The 21,454-nt window shown below is 56.6% G+C and carries 18 protein-coding genes and 1 pseudogene; 16 read left to right on the top strand and 3 right to left on the bottom strand.

Going from position 1 to position 21,454, the window contains the following annotated elements:
• The first annotated feature begins 67 nt into the window (after positions 1 to 67).
• Positions 68 to 1,351, top strand: a complete 1,284-nt coding sequence (hflX, locus tag IE151_RS02125; protein ID WP_465262248.1) for a GTPase HflX — start codon at positions 68 to 70, stop codon at positions 1,349 to 1,351.
• A 115-nt stretch (positions 1,352 to 1,466) separates the two neighbouring features.
• Positions 1,467 to 3,454: pseudogene (locus tag IE151_RS02120) on the top strand (bifunctional 2',3'-cyclic-nucleotide 2'-phosphodiesterase/3'-nucleotidase).
• 54 nt (positions 3,455 to 3,508) lie between these two features.
• Here the strand turns inward: IE151_RS02120 and IE151_RS02115 are convergent.
• Positions 3,509 to 4,768 carry an SAM-dependent methyltransferase gene (locus IE151_RS02115; RefSeq protein ID WP_189487376.1) on the bottom strand — a complete coding sequence of 420 codons (1,260 nt, stop codon included), beginning with the start codon at positions 4,766 to 4,768 and terminating at the stop codon, positions 3,509 to 3,511.
• A 228-nt stretch (positions 4,769 to 4,996) separates the two neighbouring features.
• Here IE151_RS02115 and IE151_RS02110 point away from each other — a divergent pair, with 228 nt between their 5' ends.
• The gene (locus IE151_RS02110; RefSeq protein WP_189487373.1) at positions 4,997 to 5,290 is read left to right on the top strand and encodes a Dabb family protein; all 294 of its coding nucleotides are present in this window, start codon (positions 4,997 to 4,999) and stop codon (positions 5,288 to 5,290) included.
• A 12-nt stretch (positions 5,291 to 5,302) separates the two neighbouring features.
• Here IE151_RS02110 and xth read toward each other — a convergent pair whose 3' ends face one another.
• Complete coding sequence (gene xth, locus IE151_RS02105) at positions 5,303 to 6,088, bottom strand: exodeoxyribonuclease III (protein WP_189487371.1); 786 nt, start codon at positions 6,086 to 6,088, stop codon at positions 5,303 to 5,305.
• An 85-nt stretch (positions 6,089 to 6,173) separates the two neighbouring features.
• The gene (gene erpA, locus IE151_RS02100) at positions 6,174 to 6,512 is read right to left on the bottom strand and encodes an iron-sulfur cluster insertion protein ErpA (RefSeq protein ID WP_189487369.1); all 339 of its coding nucleotides are present in this window, start codon (positions 6,510 to 6,512) and stop codon (positions 6,174 to 6,176) included.
• Positions 6,513 to 6,620: 108 nt separating this feature from the next.
• On the opposite strand from erpA, the gene IE151_RS02095 reads away from it, so the two are divergent.
• The 13 genes from IE151_RS02095 to IE151_RS02035 all read left to right on the top strand — a co-directional run bounded on the left by IE151_RS02095 (position 6,621) and on the right by IE151_RS02035 (position 21,445).
• Positions 6,621 to 7,838: a deoxyguanosinetriphosphate triphosphohydrolase gene (locus tag IE151_RS02095; protein WP_189487367.1), complete on the top strand. Its 1,218-nt coding sequence runs from the start codon at positions 6,621 to 6,623 to the stop codon at positions 7,836 to 7,838.
• A gap of 63 nt (positions 7,839 to 7,901) precedes the next feature.
• Positions 7,902 to 9,659, top strand: a complete 1,758-nt coding sequence (gene argS, locus IE151_RS02090; protein WP_189487365.1) for an arginine--tRNA ligase — start codon at positions 7,902 to 7,904, stop codon at positions 9,657 to 9,659.
• 101 nt (positions 9,660 to 9,760) lie between these two features.
• Complete coding sequence (locus IE151_RS02085; protein ID WP_189487363.1) at positions 9,761 to 12,613, top strand: SPOR domain-containing protein; 2,853 nt, start codon at positions 9,761 to 9,763, stop codon at positions 12,611 to 12,613.
• 86 nt (positions 12,614 to 12,699) lie between these two features.
• A complete protein-coding gene (gene nagZ / locus IE151_RS02080) occupies positions 12,700 to 13,719 on the top strand; it encodes a beta-N-acetylhexosaminidase (protein ID WP_189487361.1) in 1,020 nt (339 codons plus the stop codon).
• Between the two features lie 68 nt (positions 13,720 to 13,787).
• The gene (locus IE151_RS02075) at positions 13,788 to 14,591 is read left to right on the top strand and encodes a segregation and condensation protein A (RefSeq protein ID WP_189487614.1); all 804 of its coding nucleotides are present in this window, start codon (positions 13,788 to 13,790) and stop codon (positions 14,589 to 14,591) included.
• Positions 14,588 to 15,325, top strand: a complete 738-nt coding sequence (scpB, locus tag IE151_RS02070) for an SMC-Scp complex subunit ScpB (protein WP_189487359.1) — start codon at positions 14,588 to 14,590, stop codon at positions 15,323 to 15,325. The genes IE151_RS02075 and scpB overlap by 4 nt, the downstream gene beginning before the upstream one ends.
• Positions 15,326 to 15,551: 226 nt before the next feature.
• Positions 15,552 to 15,788, top strand: a complete 237-nt coding sequence (locus IE151_RS02065) for a twin-arginine translocase TatA/TatE family subunit (RefSeq protein WP_189487357.1) — start codon at positions 15,552 to 15,554, stop codon at positions 15,786 to 15,788.
• 33 nt (positions 15,789 to 15,821) lie between these two features.
• Complete coding sequence (gene tatB / locus IE151_RS02060; RefSeq protein ID WP_189487355.1) at positions 15,822 to 16,463, top strand: Sec-independent protein translocase protein TatB; 642 nt, start codon at positions 15,822 to 15,824, stop codon at positions 16,461 to 16,463.
• Complete coding sequence (tatC, locus tag IE151_RS02055; protein WP_189487353.1) at positions 16,460 to 17,290, top strand: twin-arginine translocase subunit TatC; 831 nt, start codon at positions 16,460 to 16,462, stop codon at positions 17,288 to 17,290. The genes tatB and tatC overlap by 4 nt, the downstream gene beginning before the upstream one ends.
• Positions 17,291 to 17,389: 99 nt before the next feature.
• The gene (serS, locus tag IE151_RS02050; protein WP_189487350.1) at positions 17,390 to 18,682 is read left to right on the top strand and encodes a serine--tRNA ligase; all 1,293 of its coding nucleotides are present in this window, start codon (positions 17,390 to 17,392) and stop codon (positions 18,680 to 18,682) included.
• Between the two features lie 3 nt (positions 18,683 to 18,685).
• The gene (gene surE, locus IE151_RS02045) at positions 18,686 to 19,444 is read left to right on the top strand and encodes a 5'/3'-nucleotidase SurE (protein WP_189487348.1); all 759 of its coding nucleotides are present in this window, start codon (positions 18,686 to 18,688) and stop codon (positions 19,442 to 19,444) included.
• On the top strand, positions 19,437 to 20,090 hold the full coding sequence (locus IE151_RS02040; RefSeq protein WP_244636568.1) for a protein-L-isoaspartate(D-aspartate) O-methyltransferase: 654 nt from the start codon (positions 19,437 to 19,439) through the stop codon (positions 20,088 to 20,090). The genes surE and IE151_RS02040 overlap by 8 nt, the downstream gene beginning before the upstream one ends.
• A gap of 131 nt (positions 20,091 to 20,221) precedes the next feature.
• Positions 20,222 to 21,445: a peptidoglycan DD-metalloendopeptidase family protein gene (locus tag IE151_RS02035; RefSeq protein ID WP_244636567.1), complete on the top strand. Its 1,224-nt coding sequence runs from the start codon at positions 20,222 to 20,224 to the stop codon at positions 21,443 to 21,445.
• Positions 21,446 to 21,454: the final 9 nt, after the last annotated feature.

Below are 21,454 nucleotides of genomic sequence, written 5' to 3'. Positions count from 1 at the left end.
GAGGGCCAAACGCGCCGCATTCGAAACGCATAAGGAAACCGGAAAGGCGCTTGTCGTCGTTCCGGTTTTGCGTGATTCCCCGCAGATCGATGAAGAGACAGGTCTTCGTCGGCTCATGCGTTCGCCAGAAGCGCGTCTGGATGAAGCCGTAGGCCTGACGGCCGCAATCGACCTCGATATTGTTCACGCGGGGATTGTGAATGTCGATCCGCCGCGACCGGCCACCCTGATGGGGACCGGCAAGGTCGAGGAACTGGCCGCGATCCGCGCCGAGACTGACGCCGAGTTGGTGATTGTCGATCATGCATTGACGCCGGTTCAGCAGCGCAATCTCGAGAAGGAGCTGAAGGCCAAGGTGCTTGATCGCACCGGGCTGATCCTTGAGATATTCGGCCGCCGCGCGCGCACCCGCGAAGGTGTTCTGCAGGTTGATCTTGCGCATCTGAATTATCAGAAGGGGCGACTGGTCCGTAGCTGGACGCACCTTGAACGGCAGAGAGGTGGCGCGGGCTTCCTCGGCGGCCCGGGCGAAACTCAGATCGAGGCGGACAGACGCGCCCTGCAAGAGAAGATCATCAAGCTCAAGCGCGAGCTTGAGCGCGTGCAGCGTACGCGTGAACTGCATCGTGCGAAGCGGAAGAAAATCCCGTTCCCGGTCGTTGCGATCGTCGGATATACCAATGCCGGCAAGTCGACACTGTTCAATCACCTGACAGGGGCGGAAGTCTTGGCGCAGGACATGCTCTTCGCGACGCTGGATCCGACGTTGCGCCGGGTCATCCTGCCATCTGGTACCAAGATCATCCTCTCAGATACGGTGGGCTTTATCTCTAACCTGCCAACGCATCTGATAGCGGCTTTCCGTGCAACGCTCGAAGAAGTGGTTGAAGCCGACCTGATCCTGCATGTGCGGGACATTGCCGATGCCGACAGCAATGCGCAAGCCGATGATGTGCGCCATATTCTCTCAGATCTCGGCATAGATGCAAGTGATGAGCAACGGGTAGTCGAGGTCTGGAACAAGGTCGATCTTCTGGACGAAACCGCACGCGACGCACTTGCTGAAAGCACTGCGGGATCGAAGCGCGCACATGCGCCTGTGCCGATTTCGGCAGTGACCGGCGAGGGGTTGGATCGTCTTGTGGAAGTTATTGAGAGCCGTATTTCTGGCCAGCTCGAACTGTTCGACGTCCTGATCGAACCGGGACAGCTCAATCTGATCGACTGGATTTATCGCAATGGCAATGTTCTTGAGCGCGAAGATCGCGAAGACGGATCGATCGCACTGACGCTTTCGATGCCAGTTGCCAATCGTCAGATGCTAGAGCGACGAATTTCCGGCGAAAACTAGGCGAAACCGACAAAAAGGTACGCGATCACGTAATTGCGCGACATTGAAAACTGTCATTTGATGTTCTCACAGGGATGATCTTGTTCAGGTGCGAATCTCACGAGAGGATGTTTCAATGACTGCATTTCGCTCTTCGTCCTTCAAGACGATTTCCAGACGGGCTTTTTTGACAGGAGCGAGCGCAGTGGGCGCATTAACGGTTCTGCATCCTTTTGCGGCGCGTGCGCAAGCCAATCAGGCGCATTTGCGGATCATGGAAACCACTGATCTGCACTGCCATGTCATGCCCTACGACTACTTGCCGATCGCGCCAATAACACGATGGGCCTCGCTCGTGCTGCAAGCTTAATCGACACGATTCGCGCCGAAGCCGGCAATTCGATCCTCGTCGACAATGGTGACTTTTTGCAAGGCAACCCGCTGGGAGACTATGTTGCCTTGCAAAAGGGCATGAAGGATGAGGATGTGCATCCAATCATCGCTGCGATGAACCTGCTCGGCTATGATTGCTCGACCTTGGGAAACCATGAATTCAATTATGGTCTGGATTTCATGTTCAAGGTGCTGAACGGGGCGGATTTCCCGTTCGTTTGCGCAAATGTGACCAAGGGCGCGCTAGGTGCCGATCCCACCAAAGACGCACTTTTACTCAAGCCGTATGTGATCCTCGATCGTAAACTCAAGGATGGCGCTGGCGAGGAACATCCTATCCGCATCGGCCTCATTGGCTTCGTGCCACCTCAGATCATGAATTGGGACGTCAAGCATCTGGAGGGTCAGGTGAGGGCGCGGGACATGGTGGCTGCCGCACGCGCCTGGGTGCCTCAAATTCGCGAAGAAGGCGCCGATATCGTCATCGCGCTTTCGCATTCGGGCATGGGGGACCTAAAAGAAGCAGAGAATCTCGAAAACGCTTCGCTGCTGATCGCGGGTGTCGAGGGCGTGGACGCTATCGTAACCGGTCACAGCCATCTCGATTTTCCCGGTCCCAAATTCGCAAACATGGAGGGGCTGGATGTGAAGAAGGGGCTGATCAACGGCAAGCCGGGGGTCATGGCCGGTTTCTGGGGCTCGCATCTGGGTCTGATCGATCTCTTGGTGGAGCGCGACGGTAGTGGCTGGCGGGTAATTAGCTCGACTTCGGAAGCCCGTCCGATTTCACGCCGGGATGGACGCCGCATCACGGCGATTGTGGAGAGCCGCGCCGATGTGGAAACGACCGTGAGGGCAGATCATGAGGCGACGCTTGCTTATGTGCGCACACCGGTTGGTGAAACCTCCGTGCCGCTCTATTCCTACTTTGCGCTGGTAGCGGACGACCCTTCCGTACAAATCGTAAATCAGGCGCAGAGCTGGTACATTGCCGATATGTTGAGGACAACGGAGTATGCAAGCCTGCCGATTCTTTCGGCGGCAGCGCCGTTCAAGGCAGGCGGACGTGGTGGGCCGGATTATTACACCGATGTCGCACCCGGGCCGCTGGCGATCAAGAATGTCGCTGATCTCTATCTGTATCCGAACACGGTGCAGGCAGTACGCATCAACGGTGCGCAGGTGCGGGAATGGCTGGAGCGCGCGGCTGGCATATTTCACCAGATCGAGCCGGGTGCAAAGGATGCTGTTCTGATTGACAAGAGTTTTCCGAGCTACAATTTCGATGTGATCGATGGCGTGACCTATCAGATCGACTTGTCGCAGCCATCGAAATACGGCGAGGAAGGTGAGGTTGTGAACGCTTCTGCCAATCGTATCAAGAAGCTTTACTTTGCCGGCAAGCCGATCGATGAGAAGGCAGAGTTCATCGTCGTCACAAATAATTATCGTGCTGGTGGCGGCGGCAATTTCCCGGAGATCGGCGCTGGCAAGGTGATCTTTGAGGCACCCGACACTAACCGAGACGTACTTGTGCGCTATATCCAGGAGCGAAAGACTATCGATCCGTCTGCGGACGGCAACTGGACTTTTGTACCCATGCCCAACACGACCGTGACGTTCGAGACTGGTCCTGCGGCCGCCAAATTCCTGGCCGACGTGAGGGGAGTGAAGATCGAGGAAGCGGGCGAAGGCGAAAACGGCTTCTCGATGTACCGAATCTTGCTTTAAGCTTACCGAACGGGATGATGAATATCGATTTTAGTTTAATTTCAATGGATTGAGCTAGTTAGTGAATGTTTCATTGCACTTTCTGTACACGAGCTGTTTTATGTCTAAATGCTCGGTTCGGAAACCCGCTTCACAATAGTGGAGATAGAATTCCCAGAGCTTCTTGAAGCGCTCGTCGAAACCGAGCGGTACAATCTTGTCCCACGACGCCTTGAAGCTCTGCCGCCATTCCGCCAGCGTCCGCGCGTAATCCTGCGCAAAAGCACGTTCCCGCAGAAAGGACAGGCCGTGTTTGTTTCCGAGTTTCTGGAGGATTTCAGGCGAGGGAAGCATCCCGCCTGGGAAGACGTAGCGTTGAATGAAATCCGGACGTTTGCGATATAAGTGGAACGCCTCGTTCTTGATCGTGATGATCTGAAAACCGGCTGTGCCGCAGGGCTTGAGGCTCTCCTTCACCTTCGAGAAGAAGATCGGCCAGTATTTCTCACCGACTGCCTCGAACATTTCGATGGAGATGATACGGTCGTACCGGTTCTTCTCGTCGCGGTAGTCTTGCAGCTTGATCTCGACCTTGTCGCTCAGCCCAGCCTTGATCATTCGTTCGGTTGCGAATTCGAACTGTTCCTTCGAAATGGTCAGACCTGTAACGCGACAGCCGATCTCACGCGCCGCGAACTCGGCAAAACCACCCCATCCGCATCCGATCTCAAGAACATGATCCTTTGCCGTGATGCCCGTGTCCTCGGCGAGGGCGCGATATTTCGCAGCTTGCGCGCTCTCCAGATCATTTGCGCCCTCTTCATAGAGCGCGGACGAGTAGGTCATAGAAGGATCGAGCCATTGCTTATAAAAGCGGTTTCCGAGGTCGTAATGGGCAGAGATATTCTTACGCGACCCGGATTTGGTATTGCGATTGGTCCAATGGCGAACGCGCGCTAACAGTTCTCGGAAGAAGCTCTTGTTGCCGGCCAGTTTTTCGCCCGCCTGCTCGTTTACGACGAAAAGCTCCAGGAAAGTCGTGACATTCCCGCTTTCCCAATCCCCATCCATATAGGACTCGGCAACGCCGATCGTGCTGCCGACAAGCGCGCGATCGATAAGGCGCCAATTATTGAGTGTGATATCGGCGTTCGGTCCGGTTTCCTTGCCGCTGACACGCAAAATCTTCCCGTTGGGCGTCGTAACGGTGAGGCTACCTTTTGGCAGCTCCAAAAGGGTTGCAAGTGCGAAGCGCGCACGCCATGGAAGATGCGCAGTTTCCTGTTTGAGATTGTCCTGTGTAAGAAGCACATGTTTGCCAGCGACAGTTTCCATGGTGCGTCTCCCATAATCGTCCTTCAGGCGATACTGCCAAATGCCCAAAGCGTCGTATCGCTATCTGCTAATACTGCTTCATGTCCTGATAGGTGACAAGGGCCCGCATGGACGACTGCTGGAAGGCGTTCCTGCTATAATTTCCGCTTAGCTGGATCGGCGGAAGGAATGGAGTGTTGACGCAGATGAGATGACGAGCCAAAAGGCTTGAAAATTTCAGGAGCTGCCATGATCCGTCACATCGTCCTTTTCACCGTTAAGCCCGGCGAAGATCGTGAGCAAGTTCGCAGTGAGTTGGCCCGCTTAGGCACGATTCCACATTCGCAGTTCTTCGAAGTGGTCCTGAATTCCAAGGTTGATCTCTATTCCAACGAAGTGGATATCGTTGTCTACGGAGAATTCGCGGACGAGGCAGCGCTCGCGGCCTTCAAGGCCGATCCCATCTATCATGAGACGACGGCGCTCGTTCGCCCACGGCGCGAAGTTCGCATGTCGGCGGACTATCGGACCACGAAAGAATAAGTACCTACTGCTTCAGCCTGCCATGCCGAGATGGATTACGGCCGGCACGTGATCGGACGGCTTTTCCCAGCCACGTACGTGTTTCTCGATATCGGCAGCGTCCAGATAGCGCGCGGCTTCCGGTGACAGCAGCAGGTGATCGATGCGGATGCCGTTGTTCTTTTGCCATGCGCCGGCTTGATAATCCCAGAAGGTATAAACGTCTTCATCCGTTACGTTGCGGATCGCTTCCGTGAAGCCAAGATTGACGAGGCGGCGGAATGCTGCACGCGTTTCCGGCTGAAACAGGGCGTCTCCTGTCCAGTTTTCCGGATGGCGCGCGTCTATTGGTTGGGGAATGACGTTGTAATCACCGGCCAGCACCAAAGGCTCTTCCAGCGCCAAACGTTCCTTCGACCACTCTTCAAGGCGGTGCATCCAGTCTAGTTTATAAGGAAATTTCTCCGTACCGACCGGATTTCCGTTCGGCAGGTAGAGCGAGACGACCCGGAGCACGCCTTTCGACGTGGAGAAAACGCCCTCGATGAAGCGCGAATGTGCATCCTCATCATTGCCAGGCAAGCCGCTCGTTACCTCGTCGAAGGGAAGCTTCGAAAGAAGGGCCACGCCGTTGAAGCCCTTCTGGCCATGCGTCTCAACATGGTAGCCGAGATCTTCGATCTCCATGCGGGGAAACGAGGCATCCTCGCACTTGATCTCCTGAAGGCAGACGATATCCGGCTCGCTTTCTTTCAGCCATGCGACGAGATTGCCGATGCGAGCGCGTACGCCATTAATGTTCCATGTGGCAATCTTCATGTCGATTCTTCCGTTGCTTCTGGTCGCGGAGAGATTAGCGACATGAGGTGCGGCTGTCATGCACCGCCGAACAGCTGAAAAGAGGTTAGATCGAAAAACTCGTACCGCATCCACAGGACGCGACGGCATTAGGGTTCTTGATCTGGAAGGATTGCCCCATCAGGTCATCGACGAAGTCAATGACCGAGCCGCCCATGTAAACGAGCGAAAGATCGTCTACGAGCACGACTGCACCATCGCGTTCGATGCGAATGTCATCTTCGTTTACGGAATCGGTGAGATCCATCTTGTAGGAGAAGCCTGAGCAGCCTCCGCCTTCGACCGTAATGCGCAGGCCGATCTTGCCGGGTTCCTTCTCAACGATGCGATTGATCCGCTTTGCAGCCGATTCCGTCATTTCGACGCTTTTGGAGGAACTGGTCATTTCCGTCACCTTGATTTCAAATCTATGCCATAGGTATGAAGCGCAAGCGAGTGCGTCAATGACAGAGGCGCACCGACCTTAGCATGTATGGGGCAGAACAGGTAGATCATGACAAAGGATGCGCTTTCCGAAATCGGTTTCGGCTACAGGCCGCGTGCGCCTTATGCATGCGACCCGGCCAGAACACGAGGCCGCTTTCACCCGGAGATAGAGAGTCCGACCCGCACGCCTTTTCAGCGCGACCGGGACCGGATCATCCACTCGACAGCTTTTCGCCGCCTCAAACACAAGACGCAGGTTTTTATCTCGCATGAGGCGGATCATTATCGTACGCGCCTGACGCATACGATCGAGGTGGCGCAGATTGCCCGCGCGTTGGCGCGGGCAATGCGGGGGGACGAAGATCTCGCCGAAGCGGTCGCGCTCGTTCATGATTTCGGTCACACGCCGTTTGGCCATACGGGTGAAGACGCGCTGCATGAGAAGATGAAGCCCTATGGCGGCTTCGATCATAACACCCAGTCCCTTCGCATTGTTACCAAGCTCGAGGCCCGCTATGCCGAGTTTGATGGCCTCAATCTCAGCTGGGAGACGTTGGAAGGTCTGGTCAAGCATAATGGGCCGCTGGTCGATGCGGCAGGCAAGGGGTTGAACGGGGAGGTGTCTGCGGCGGTCCTCGACTACTGCGCCACTCATGATCTTGAACTCGATCTCCACGCTAATCTGGAATCTCAATGTGCGGCTATCGCCGACGACATTGCCTATGACGCACATGATATGGACGATGGCCTACGGTCCGGCCTGCTGACCCTCGACAAGCTGCGCAACGTTCCCCTGATCAGTGATATTCTCGCCGAGGTCGAGGCGCGTTATCCCGACCTCGACCCGAGCCGAAAGGGGCATGAGCTGATGCGTCGGCAGATCACTCTGATGGTCGAGGATGTGATACGCACGTCCCATGCCAATCTCGAGCGTATCAGGCCGCAGAGCGTGGAGGATGTGCACAGGGCAGGAGAGACGATCGTTCGCTTCTCAGACGCGATGGCGGCAAAGGAGAAAGAGCTGAAGCGCTTCCTCTATGCCAATCTTTATCGTCATGAGGATGTAATGGCAGTGCGTGAGGGAGCGGACCAGATCGTGCGCGACTTGTTCGATCGCTATTTCGCTGAGCCTGACCTCATGCCTGACGACTGGCACAAGGGGCTTGAAGGAGCGAATGACGCGCGCAAGGCAAGGCGTGTTTCGGATTTTCTCGCTGGCATGACGGACACATACGCCGTCAATGCCCACAAGCGCTTGTTTGACCGCACGCCTGATTTACGGTAGGGCGAAGAAAATTCTCGGTCGGGTAGAAAAACCCAAGCGCCATGCACTGGAATGATTGCATCCATGAACATCTTTTCGGAATTCGCCGAGCGGATCAAAACCGCTATCGACATGCTCGATCTAAAGGGTGCGGAAGGGGTAAAGCCTGACTTGTCACGTCTGACCGTCGAGCCGCCGCGCGATGCCGCTCATGGCGATCTGGCTACCAATGCCGCGATGCTGCTTGCCAAGCCGTTGGGGCAGAATCCGCGCCAGCTGGCCGAAACTCTGGCTATTGAGTTGCGCAAGGATAAGGACATCGCTTCCGTCGATGTGGCGGGACCCGGCTTCGTCAATTTGACACTCGACAAAGGCTATTGGCAAAATTTTCTGACAGGTGTTCTGGACAAGGGACAGGATTTTGGGCGTTCGACTGTTGGAAACGGCCAGAAGGTCAACGTTGAATATGTGTCGGCCAATCCGACGGGACCGATGCATGTTGGACATTGCCGCGGTGCCGTTGTTGGCGATGTGTTGGCGAACCTGCTTTCTTTTGCGGGCTATGACGTTACCAAAGAATATTATATTAACGATGCAGGTGAGCAGATTAAGGTTCTTGCTCGCTCCGTGATGATCCGCTATCGCGAAGCGCTCGGCGATAAAGTCGGGGAAATTCCGGCGGGGCTCTATCCGGGCGACTATCTCGTGCCGCTGGGTCAGGCACTTGCGGATGAGTTCGGTCGCGATCTGTTGCAAAAACCGGAAGATGAGGCGCTCCAGCTGGTTGCCGACCGCTCTATCGATGCGATGATGGACATGATCCGCGAGGATCTGGCGCTGCTCAACGTGCACCACGACCTGTTCTTCTCCGAACGCACCTTGCATGCCGACAAGGCCAAGGCGATCCGCCAGACGATCAACGATTTGACGCTCAAGGGGCACGTCTATCATGGTACGCTGCCACCACCGAAGGGGCAGAAGCCGGATGATTGGGAGGATCGTGAGCAGACGTTGTTCCGTTCCACCGAGGTTGGCGATGACATGGATCGCCCGCTGGTCAAGTCCGACGGTGCCTATACCTATTTTGCCGCGGACGTTGCCTATTTCAAAAGCAAGTTCGATCGTCAGTTCAAGGAAACGATTTATGTCCTTGGTGCTGACCACGGGGGCTATGTGAAGCGGCTCGAAGCAGTTGCCCGGGCCGTTTCGGACGGCACCGTGAAGATGAGCGTCCTGCTCTGCCAGCTCGTCAAGCTGTTCCGCGATGGCGAGCCGGTGCGCATGTCGAAGCGGTCAGGGGAGTTCGTGACCTTACGCGAAGTGGTGGAGGAAGTAGGGCGTGACGCGATCCGTTTCATGATGCTCTATCGGAAATCGGATGCGCCGCTCGACTTCGATTTTGCCAAGGTGACCGAACAGTCGAAAGACAACCCCGTGTTCTACGTGCAATATGGATCTGCGCGCACGCATTCCGTCATGCGTCAGGCCAAGGAGCAGCTTTCCGATCTATCATTTGATCGGGCAACGATGACTGCGCACGTCTCGCGTCTGACGGATGAGAGCGAGATTGCGCTGATCAAGAAGCTCGCGGAATACCCGCGTCTGATCGAGGCCGCAGCTTCGGCGCATGAACCGCACCGGCTTGCGTTCTACCTGTATGAACTGGCGAGCGCGCTGCATGGGCAATGGAATCGCGGCACCGACCAGGAAGACTTACGCTTTGTTAAGGTTAATGATCCAGAATTGACACTTGCCAGGCTTGGGCTTGTGCAGGCGGTCAGTGATGTTTTGACATCCGGACTTGGGTTGATCGGGGCGGATGCGCCAGCCGAGATGCGTTAGTCTATAAGGTGGTCCGCCAATCTTTGCCCACATTAACCTGGTAGAAGGTTGGTAAAGCGAGACGTTGCGGCGTCCGTTTGAGTTTGAGTGCGGAAACCACCATGGCAGACAAAAATTGGCCAGGGCGCAGCCATGCACCCGAAACGGACAACGAAGATCCTTTTGCGGAGCTGACGCGCATCATGGGGTTTGATCCCCGTGAGCCGGTTGCGGCCAAGCAGCAGGCAGATGTCTCGTTCTCCACGGATGAGGATGATCTTGGCATAGATCTCGAGAAGGAGCTGATGGCTGATCTCGATCCGATCGAGGATGTACCTCAGCCTCGCGAGGATGCCGGTCAGGGCTTTGCGCAACAGGCGCAGGGGGCAAGTTCTTCCAGTGACGACTTCTACGGAGCACCGGCATCGCCGGAGGCGTCTGCCCAGCAATGGGATGCGGATGCGTTCTCAAATGTATTTGACGGTGTTTTCCAGCCGCGACCGGTTCAGGAGCAGGCGTCGCAAGAAAGCGAACAGATCGACGATTTCAGCTTCGATCTCGACGACGCTCTTGCAAATGAGCTTGGCATGCAGGAAGAGCCGCGGCATCAATTTGATGCATCTCCGGAGCCTGTTCAATGGCCGGAGCAGATACCTGCATCGGTTGAACAGGACGTTTATGCTCTGACACCCGATGCCGCTGCCGAGCAGGCAGAAGAAGCATATGATGCGCGAGAGTGGCAACAGCCACATGTGGCGCACTGGTCGGGCGAGGCCCAGTCTGCTCCAGAAGCTGGGCGGATTGCCAATGATCTCACCGAGCTGAATCTTGACGATTTCGATTTCAGCGAAACCGATGTGGTTGCTGAATCTGCACAGCCTGCGCAGGAAAACGACCTTTATGGCGTTTCATCGCAATGGGTTGCGACGCCTGCGTCTGATCCTCAGAGCTTCGAGGACGAGCTTTCGGCCTTTCTCGTTGGTGATGCGGATCCGGTCCAGCCGGCCGCGCAGCCTGAAACCGATGTTGCTGCGTATGAAGAGCCGCAGATGGCGCAGGCGACCGCGAAGGACGGCGACAAATTCTGGAATGAGTTCCAGGCAGATATGAACACGCCGGCGCAGACGGCTCAGGAAGAACCAACACTGGACGAGTTTGACGGCTTCGAACTCGACTTTGATGAAACGGTTGATCCCCAGGATGCGCAGCCTGTCAACGCTCTCCAAGTCGATGAACCCGGGTACGCAGATGACGACAGCCCCTTTGCGTCTTCGTATGCCGAGGAGCAACAGGGCGACGAAAGCTACAGCGAGTGGCAATCGCAGCAAGAGCAGGTTACGGCCCAGGAACAAGTTGATCCATTTGCAGCTCTTGAAAGCCTGAGCCTCGACACATTCGATGAAGAAAATGACGAACCGCGTATGAAAGCTGCTTTCGCGCCTATAACGGCGACGCAGGAGCAGTTGGCGCAAAACAATTGGTCACACGCGGATGTCGCCGAGGCGTCTGCGCAGTCCGTGCGTCAGGCCGTCGACCGTTCGCGAACCGATGTGCCGGAGATCGAGACGATCGATATCAACGAAGGAGCTGCGCCCCTTAAGGATGATCTCGATATTCCGGAATTCGAGTTCGAGCCGGAAGAGACGGTCAACGTCGTTGAGCCGCATGATGATTTCGAATCAGAATTATCCGGAGCGTTTGGAGCGCCGATACGTCAAGAGACGCCAAAGATTGCTCCGCCGGCGACCGTTGCAAGTGCTGCTGTGGAAGATGATTTCGACAATGAGTGGGAGCGCGATCTGAATGCGGCAATTGCCGGCGCAGGTTTAGGTGTTGCCGCTGGTGCCGTCGCTGGTGGCAGCCACAGCCCCACCAACGAAAGCCAGCCGATGCAAGAACAACGTCTCGGTGCCGACGACGATCTCCCGGACTACGCTTCGCATGGATCGAGCTATCAGCCTGTTCGCCAGCAAATCGCCAGCACGCCGCGCAAGTCCATCTGGCAAGACCGCAGCAAGTTGTTGATGGCAAGTGTTGCCGGCCTCGTTTTCCTTATCGGTGGCGCTGTCGCATGGGGCACATGGGGTGATGACGATGTGGGGGCAGACGGTGAGCCCGTCGTAATCTCCGCCGATGATCGTCCGGTGCGTATGCGTCCGGAAACCAGCGCTGGAGCTGAAGAGCCAACCGACAACAAAGTCTTTCAGACCATGGCCGGTAATGAGGGCGGGGCGCCGCAGCAGGAAACCCTGGCAGGCGGCGCGGAACAACCGGTCGATGTTTCAGCCATGCGCCAGAACGAGAATAACCTGCCGGGCGTCGACACTCCGGCGCTCGCTCCGGGTGTTGAAAGCGACAAGACGGAAGAGCGTGTGGCGCCGGCTTCTTCTGGGGCGGAGCAGGCCTCCGATGTTGCACTGGTGACCCCGCGTCGAGTTCGTACGCTTGTGGTTCGTCCGGACGGAACGCTGGCTCCGCGTGAAGATCAGACGCCTGCGCCCATTCAGTCACAGGCACAGACGGGGACAGGTGACGTACAGCAGGAATTGATCGCCTCTGTTCAGCCAAACGCCTCGTCCGTGCCGACGCAAACGGTTTCAACTACGACAATTGCTCCGCAGCCGCAGCCCGCAGCACAGACGCCTGCGCTAGCACCGGAGTCGCAACAACAGGCGGCTGCACCGCAGCAGACGACGACGCCGCCGGCTGCACCGCAAGCTGCACCTGCTGCTGGCGAGTGGTCGATCCAGATCGCATCCCAGCCTAGCCGCGAGGCTGCACAAGCGAGCTATAATTCACTGGCGCAGCGCTATAGTTCGATTCTCGGCTCGCGCAGCTACAATATTGTTGCTGCGCAGATCGAGGGCCGCGGTACCTTCTATCGCGTGCGTATTAATGGTGGCACGCGTGATCAGGCCGTTCGGTTGTGCGAACAGTACAAGGCCGCAGGCGGAAGTTGCTTCGTCTCACGCTGATTTTGCAAGGCATAAGATTTGCATAAAAACGCGACCTTCAAGGTCGCGTTTTTGCTATAAGAGGATGTCGTTATAAAGGTGTTCGCATGACTTCGATGAAGGCAATGATCCTTGGCTGTGCCGGCTTGACACTCCAGCCTTGGGAGGTTGATTTCTTTGCTGAGAACCAGCCCTGGGGCTTTATCCTTTTCGGACGCAATATTGCTGGCGCCGAACAGTTGAAGCGCTTGACCGCTGAGCTGCGGGCAAGCGTCGGGCGCGATGCACCCATTTTCATCGATCAGGAGGGCGGCCGCGTACAGCGCATCAAACCACCGCTTGCGCCACGTTATCCGGCGGCAGCGCTGTTCGGGGCGCTCTATGCGCGAAATGAAGAGAGCGGCATTCGTGCAACTTGGCTGCTTGGGCGGTTGCACGCCTTCGACCTAGCGCCTTATGGCATTGATGCGAACTGTCTGCCAGTTCTAGACGTGGGCATCGATGGGGCGAATGATGTGATAGGCGACCGCGCATTTGCTAAAAATGTCAATCCGGTTGCTATTCTGGGCAAGGCTCTTGCGGAAGGATTAATGGCCGGTGGTGTGCTTCCGACGATGAAACATATGCCCGGCCACGGGCGTGCCACCGCCGATTCGCATCTGCATCTGCCGCATGTTGCGACAACGCTCGACGATTTGCGGCAGCGTGATTTCGTGCCGTTCAAGGCGTTGCGCGATCTACCCGCGGCGATGACCGCGCATATCGTATTCGAGGCAATCGATCCGGCCGCGCCAGCCACTGTTTCGCCGAAGGTCATCTCTGAAATCATTCGGGGCGAAATTGGCTTCGACGGGCTGTTGATGAGCGACGATGTTTCGATGAAGGCGCTGAGTGGCGATTTTGGAGGCCGCGCCAAGAATATCATAGCAGCAGGTTGCGATCTCGTTCTGCATTGCAACGGAGACCGTGACGAGATGATCGCTGTTGCTGAAAATTGCGGTGTATTGGCGGGTAGGGGCCTTGAGCGTGCAGAGTGTGCTCTTGCGGTGCGCCGACGGAAAGACGATGCTGACGAGCAAACGTTGCGCGCAGAATTCGAAGCATTGATGGGTACGGCGGTTGCTTGATTAAAGAGGATTCAGCAGGCTTGGCGCAAGAAGTGGAACAGGACAAGCAGGGGGCGGGCCAAGCATCGATGGATGCGCTTTGGTCGGATGGCGCGACGCGCGCTTCCGACGATCCTGCACTGGTCGTCGATGTTGATGGCTTCGAAGGTCCGCTCGATTTGCTTCTGCACCTGGCCCGTATCCAGAAGGTCGATCTGGCGCGTATCTCCGTTCTGGCGCTTGCCGAGCAGTATATCCGTTTTGTCGACAAGGCACGTGAGCTGCGTATTGAACTGGCTGCCGATTATCTTGTCATGGCAGCGTGGCTCGCCTTTCTGAAATCCAAATTGTTGATCCCGAAACAGAAGAACGACGATGGACAATCGGGCGAGGAGCTAGCGGCTTTGCTGCAATTTCGTCTGCGTCGCCTCGAAGCTATGCGGGACGCTGCAACCCGGCTCGTCAATCGCAACCGGCTTGGGCGGGACGTTTTTCAGCGGGGTGATCCTGAAAACGTCGTTATCGTTCGCAACTCGATTTTCGAGGCTTCGCTCTATGACATGCTGACGGCCTATGCCACTATGCGCCAGCGGCAAGCTGTCACGAACGTGCAGATTGCCAAGCGCGGCGTCTGGTCCCTCAAGGATGCGCGTGAAATCTTGACGCGGATGCTTGGTCAGCTTGATGACTGGACGGCGCTAGATCATTTTCTCCTGCGCTATATGGTCGATCCGAAAGAGCGGGCGACTGCGGTGGCCAGTTCCTTCGCCGCATCCCTGGAATTGGTGCGTGAAGGACAGATCGAATTGCGCCAGACGGGAGCCTTTGCTCCCCTCTACATTCGAGGTGCGCAAGGCCACACGGAATCACCGCCAGAAAGCGAATCAAAATGACCGATCGCGAGAACATCGTTCCGTTTCCGCGTGAACCGGATGGTTTGGAGGCTGTTTCCCCGGCGGGGGATGCGATGCGCGCGCGTTTCTTCGAGGCCATGCGCATGGGCGAGGCGTTGGTTTTTGCATCCGCTTCGCCGGTGCCCGCAAAGGTACTTGCCGAACGTTTGCCGGACGGGACGGACGTTTCGGCGGTGATGGAAGAGTTGCGACGACTCTACGAGAAACGAGGTGTGAACCTGGTGCGCGTCGGTGATAGCTGGGCCTTCCGTACTGCTGACGATCTTGCCTTTCTGATGAGTCGCGACGCGCAGCAGTTGCGCAAGCTTTCGCGTGCTGCGCTCGAGGTTCTGGCGATTATTGCCTACCATCAGCCGGTGACACGCGCGGAGATCGAGGAAATACGAGGTGTGGAAACCTCGAAGGGCACCCTTGATACGCTGCTTGAAACGGAATGGGTGCGTATGCGCGGACGTCGTCGTACGCCAGGGAGGCCCGTTACATATGGTACTACGGACGCGTTTCTCGATCATTTCCAGCTCGAGGAGCTACGCGATCTGCCAGGTGTGGACGAGTTGAAGGGGGCAGGGCTCCTCTCTGCGCGCATGCCCTCGAATTTCTCCATGCCTTTGCCACCGCGCGATGCCGACGTGCTTGATGCTTCCGAAGACCCGCTGGAAGATATTGATCTGGAGGAGCTTGGCCTTTTGCCGCCTAAAGCCGATGAGGATTAGCGTAGGGCACTCAAAAGAGGTATAAAGGCGCTAACAGTTTGATTTCGGAGGCATACTTTCTACCGTAGAGCTAATTTCCCGGATGGTACGGTAAGAAAAATCGATCACGTTGCGGCGAGCATCACACAAAAGCTTGGGTTTTGTTCTATTTAAATGCAGAAGCGTTTGAAACCGGAACTCAAACGGAATAAGTCTCAGGCAAACATCTGCGAGAGAGAGTGGATAAATGGGTAGCTTTTCAATCTGGCACTGGCTGATCGTCCTGGTCGTCGTGCTACTTCTTTTCGGCCGTGGCAAGATCCCGGAACTTATGGGTGACATGGCCAAGGGCATCAAGAGCTTCAAGAAAGGCATGTCGGAAGACGAGGATGCGGCAGCTGCCGACAAGCAGAAGACCGTTGAGCACCGTGCGGAAGAAAACATCGCCGCCAGCGATCCGGCCAGCAAGGTCAACAAGCACTAGTCGCAATGTGCTTCGAAGGGTCGGATAGACAGCATGTTTGATATTGGCTGGAGCGAGATGCTGGTCATCGGCATCCTTCTGATCGTCGTCGTCGGTCCAAAGGACTTGCCGCGTGTCCTACGCGCTTTCGGTCAGGCGACGAAGAAGATGCGCGGCATGGCTGGTGAGTTTCAGCGCCAGTTCAATCAGGCGATGGACGAAGCCGAGCTTTCGGAATTGCGCAAGGATGTGAACGAGCTTCGCTCGCTCAATCCTAAAAGCCAAATTCAGAAGCATCTCAATCCGCTGCGGGAAGCTGCGGATGATCTGAAGAAGACGATGGATGAGCCGGGCAAGACCGCTGTTCCTTCCGAGCCGCTCAAGGGGGGGCGCGAAGGCGACGCGCTCGAGGACCCACTTATCAAGGCGGCGGAGCAGAATGCAGTCTCGACTGCTCCCGTGGTTGCAACGACTGCGGCTTCCGCAGGGACTGCCAAATCCATGGAACCGGTATCCGCGGATGTAGCGTTGACACCTGATCCGGCCGCGCCGAAACCAAAGGCGGCTAGAAAGACTCCCGTTGAGGCCGCGCCGAAGGCGAAGGCGACTGCACCTAAAAAAGCTGCGGCAACGAAGGCGACAAAGCCGCGTGCAACGAAAAAGAAGCCCGCCAGCAAGACGGATGAAAGCCAGTGACTGATTCTGAAAGAGACGAGGTCGATGCTTCCTCCGCGCCGCTCATCGAGCATCTGATCGAGCTGCGCAAGCGCCTCATGTGGGCGCTTGGCGCGTTCTTCATAGCGTTTATCTGCTGCTTTGCCTTCGCAAAAGAACTTTTCAACCTCCTGGTCATCCCCTTCAAATGGGCAGTGGGATTTGCCGGGCTGGATACGCAGCATGTCGAATTGATTTATACGGCACCGCAGGAGTTCTTCTTTACCCAGGTGAAGCTTGGCATGTTTGGCGGGCTAGTGCTGGCTTTCCCGATGATTGCCACGCAACTCTACAAATTTGTGGCTCCCGGTCTCTATAAAAACGAACGCAGCGCCTTCCTCCCTTTCCTCATTGCGTCACCAATCCTGTTTCTGATTGGCGCGGCGCTGGTTTATTTCTTTTTCACGCCGATGGTCATGTGGTTCTTCCTTGCCATGCAGCAGGTCGGACCGGACGAAGATATTCAAATCGCGCTTCTGCCAAAGGTTTCGGAATATCTTTCGCTTATCATGACGCTCATCTTCTCCTTCGGTCTGGTCTTCCAGTTGCCAGTGGTGACGACGCTGATGGTCCGCGTGGGCATGATCACCTCGGATTCGCTCGTTAGTAAACGCAAGTTCGCCATTGTTATCGCGTTCGTGGCAGCCGCCGTGCTGACGCCACCCGATCCGGTGAGCCAGATCGGTCTTGCTCTTCCAGCCATCCTTCTTTACGAGATTTCCATCTGGACGGCTCGGATGATCGAGCGCGACCGGGCCAAGAAGACGGTTGCCGATGCCAAGTCGGATGAGGCTGTCGACGAAGCCTGATTTTGCGTCACGCTTCCGGTTCATTACGTCCGGAGCAACCGGCCCTTTCACAGGGCCGGTGTTGCTTTGTTTAAATCATGAAATGCAGTCGGAAAGATCATGCTCGACATCAGATGGATCAGTGCGAATTCGGATAAGGCAATTGCAGCGCTGGTCGCGCGCGGGTGGCACAGCCAGGAAGCATCCGCCGAAATTTCCGCCATCGTGTCTCTTGACGAAGAGCGTCGTGGTCATCTGACGTCGCTGCAGAAGGCTCAGGAACGCCGTAATCAGGCTTCGAAAGAAATTGGCCAGGCGATGGCTGCCAAAGATATGGCAAAGGCCGACTCCCTTAAGGTAGAGGTCGCGCAGATCAAGAATGACGTGCAGGCTGGCGAAGCGCGCGAGCGTGAAATCGATCTGGCGTTGGCAGACAAGCTGGCGCGTCTTCCTAATGTGCCGCTCGAAGACGTGCCACACGGCAAGGATGAAGCCGACAATGTAGAGGTGCGCCGCGTTGGCGAGCCACGCGTCGAGGAAGAGTGGATCAAGGAACACTTCGAAATTGGTGAGGCGCTCGGACAGATGGATTTCGAGCGTGCGGCCAAGCTTTCGGGTGCACGCTTTACGGTGCTGTCCGGACAGATTGCGCGTCTGGAACGTGCGCTCGGACAATTCATGCTCGACACGCACACGCAGGAGCATGGCTATACGGAAGTGAATCCGCCCGTTCTGGTTCGCGATGAGGCGCTTTTCGGTACCGGCCAGCTGCCGAAATTTACTGAAGACCTGTTCAAGACGACGGAAGGGCGGTGGCTCATCCCGACGGCAGAGGTAACTCTTACCAATCTGGTAAGGGAAGAGATTGTCGACTTCAGTGACTTGCCGCTACGTTTTACTGCGCTGACTCCATGTTTCCGTTCGGAGGCTGGGTCAGCAGGTCGTGACACGCGTGGTATGTTGCGCCAGCATCAATTCAACAAGGTCGAGCTTGTTTCGATCACAGCGGAAGACAAGTCGCTCAAAGAACATGAGCGCATGACAGAGTGTGCAGAAGCCGTTCTGAAGAAACTCGAATTGCCGTTCCGTACAGTTGTGCTCTGCACCGGCGATATGGGTTTTGGTGCCCAAAAGACCTATGACATCGAGGTCTGGTTGCCGGGGCAGAAGACGTATCGCGAAATATCGTCCTGCTCGATTTGCGGAGATTTTCAGGCGCGCCGTATGAATGCGCGCTACCGGGCCGCTGGTGAAAAACAAACACGTTTCGTGCACACGCTGAACGGTTCGGGAACGGCGGTCGGCCGTGCCCTGATCGCAGTCATCGAAAATTACCAGAACGAAGACGGCTCGATCAGCGTGCCGTCTGCATTGCGCCCCTATATGAGTGGCGTGGAACGTATCGGAGCCTGATATATGCGCATACTTCTGACCAATGATGATGGCATCTACGCACCTGGTATCGCAGTGCTGGAAAAGATCGCTCGAGCCATCAGTGACGACGTATGGGTTGTGGCACCGGAGACTGATCAGTCCGGATTTGCCCATTCGCTTTCCATCTCTGAGCCGTTGCGCATTCGCGAGATCGACGATCGGCACTTTGCCGTGCGCGGCACGCCGACTGACTGTGTCATCATGGGCGTACGCGAAATCCTCGATCGCAAGCCCGATCTGATTCTTTCCGGCATCAATGCCGGGTCGAATGTCGCTGATGACGTGACCTATTCGGGCACTATTGCCGGCGCCATGGAGGGTACGATGGTCGGCATCCGGTCGATCGCGCTTAGCCAGACATTTTCTCCCAAGGAAGAAGGGGGGAAATACTCCTTCGATTGCGCGGAGGTTCACGGTGTCGAGACAGTGCGCAAGCTTCTCACGTTGGAACTGCCGGCGGGCACCTTCATCAATGTCAATTTCCCGGCATGCAAGCCTGGTGACGTTGCCGGGCTTCAGGTCACTCACCAGGGAAAGATGAATCACGGCCTGTCGATCGATGCGCGTGAGGACGGTCGCGGCATTCCTTATTACTGGTTGCGCTTCGGTCGCGCCAAATCCGACATCGTGGAGGGCAGCGATCTTGCGGCGATGCGTGATAACAAAATTTCGGTAACACCTCTTAAACTTGATCTGACGGATTATGCTTCGAAAGAAGCATTGGAGAAGGTGCTTGCCTAATAAGGGATCTGAACTGGAAGAGCTTGCTGCCTTCCTGTTGCGTTTACGGTCTGCAGGTCAATTGTCGCATGTGTTGGTCTCTGCTTTGGAGGCCACACCGCGTTCAATGTTCCTCCCTGGCGATATGAAAAATCTTTCGTGGTCGCGACGAACCATTCCAATCGCTTGCGGCGAGACGATCGAAGGCGCCGATATGCAGGCTCTTACACTTGCGGCGCTCGATCTCCAGCCGGGACAGCGGGTCCTCGAGATCGGTACCGGTACGGGTTATACCGCCGCTGTCATGGCGCGGATCGTTGAGCGGGTTACGACGCTTGAGTGCTATCAGACGCTCATCCATGACGCACGGCAGCGTTTCGAGGCGCTTGATCTCCGCAACGTCATTGTCAAGCATGTCGATGGTTCAAATGGTCTTGCGGGTGAGGGCCCCTTTGATCGAATCATCGTGTGGGCGGCTTTCGAGACGCTCCCGCGGGCGTTTCTGGAGCAACTCTCAAGCCACGGTATTCTAATTGCGGCCGTAGGGCCGGGCGATGGCGAACAGATTTTGTCGCGCATGACGAAGATCGGTTCGCGATTCGAAAGGCTTGATCTCTGGAGCGTGCGGTTTCAGCCGTTGCACACGTCACGCGCGAAGGCACTGTGATTTCGCAAGGGAAATCAACCAGTAATGTTAGTGTTTGCTAACAAATTTGCCGCAATTGCCTGTTTTTCGCCATCCCTTAACCGACCAGTAACATTAACGCGCTTTTATTGTGCTTGTGTTTGGTAGCGTGAATGGGTTCGGTTATGCGGGCGTTTGAAATTTTCCAGAACCAGCGCGGTCTTTTAAGGGTGTCCGTCGTCGTATTGCTCGGGGGCGTGGCCGCAGGCTGTAGCTCGGGTGCAACACGGTTTGCGGATGCGGTCGATGGTATTTCCACGGCCTCGACGGGACCCGCGAATTCCTCTCCGTATTCCACAAATAATAATGGCTATTCAGCTCCGGCCTACAATCAGAACATGGCCGCAGCGCCGGTAGCGGCAGCCCCCAATTCCACCGTCTCGCGTTCAGCGCTTGCACCTGCGTCCGGTTCGGCACCAGCCTTGGCGCCTGCTTACGGCAGCACTCCGCCGGTGCAGCAGGCGCAAACCCAAACCCCTCCCTCTGCCCCCGCGCAGCAGCAGGTTGCATCGCTACCCCAACAGACACCCACTCTTTCCGCTCCGCAGAATGGATCGGCACCCGCCGTTCAGCAGCAGACGGCCAATCCAGCCGCGCCTGCCAGTGGGGGAACGGGCGGTTATGTCGTCTCGGCGGGCGATACACTTTCCTCAGTCGCACGCAAGCATGGCGTTTCGGTTGAAGATTTGAAGCGTGCCAACAATCTCGACAACGGCTTGATTCGCATCGGCCAGTCCCTGACAATTCCGAAGAGTGGTGACACACAGGTCGCCTCAACGGCCCCTGTCGCGCCCAAGCCGGAACAACCGGCCCCGGCAGTTCAGCAGCAGGCAGCAGTGGCGCCAAAGCAGGCGGAGCAAGCCGCGCCGGCTACCGGCAGCTATACCCCTCCAAGCCAGCAGGGCCAGAGCACATCGGTCGATGACGCGTCCAAGCAGGTTGCGTCCGCCCCGCAGACAACCGGTATTTCGAAGATGCGCTGGCCGGTCAACGGACGCGTTGTCACAACTTTCGGTAAAGGGACTGGCAAGAGCAGCGATGGCCTGGATATTGCCGTCCCGGTCGGCACGCCTGTCAAAGCTGCCGAAAACGGCGTTGTCATATATGCCGGAGATGGTCTCAAGGAATTCGGTAATACGGTTCTTGTGCGCCACGACAACGGACTTGTGACCGTCTACGGCCATAATAGCGAGATCAAGGTCAATCGCGGTGATAAGGTTAGCCGCGGTCAAGATCTGGCGCTGTCGGGTGCCTCCGGTTCGGCCGGTTCACCGAAGCTGCACTTTGAGGTTCGCAAGAACTCGTCACCAGTCGATCCGTCCACCTATCTCGAATAGCTCTTTTCC

Source organism: Limoniibacter endophyticus (assembly GCF_014652835.1).
Classification (GTDB): Bacteria; Pseudomonadota; Alphaproteobacteria; order Rhizobiales; family Rhizobiaceae; genus Limoniibacter; species Limoniibacter endophyticus.
Note: the sequence above shows the minus strand (reverse complement) of the source record. Positions and strands in the feature narration are given on the sequence as shown.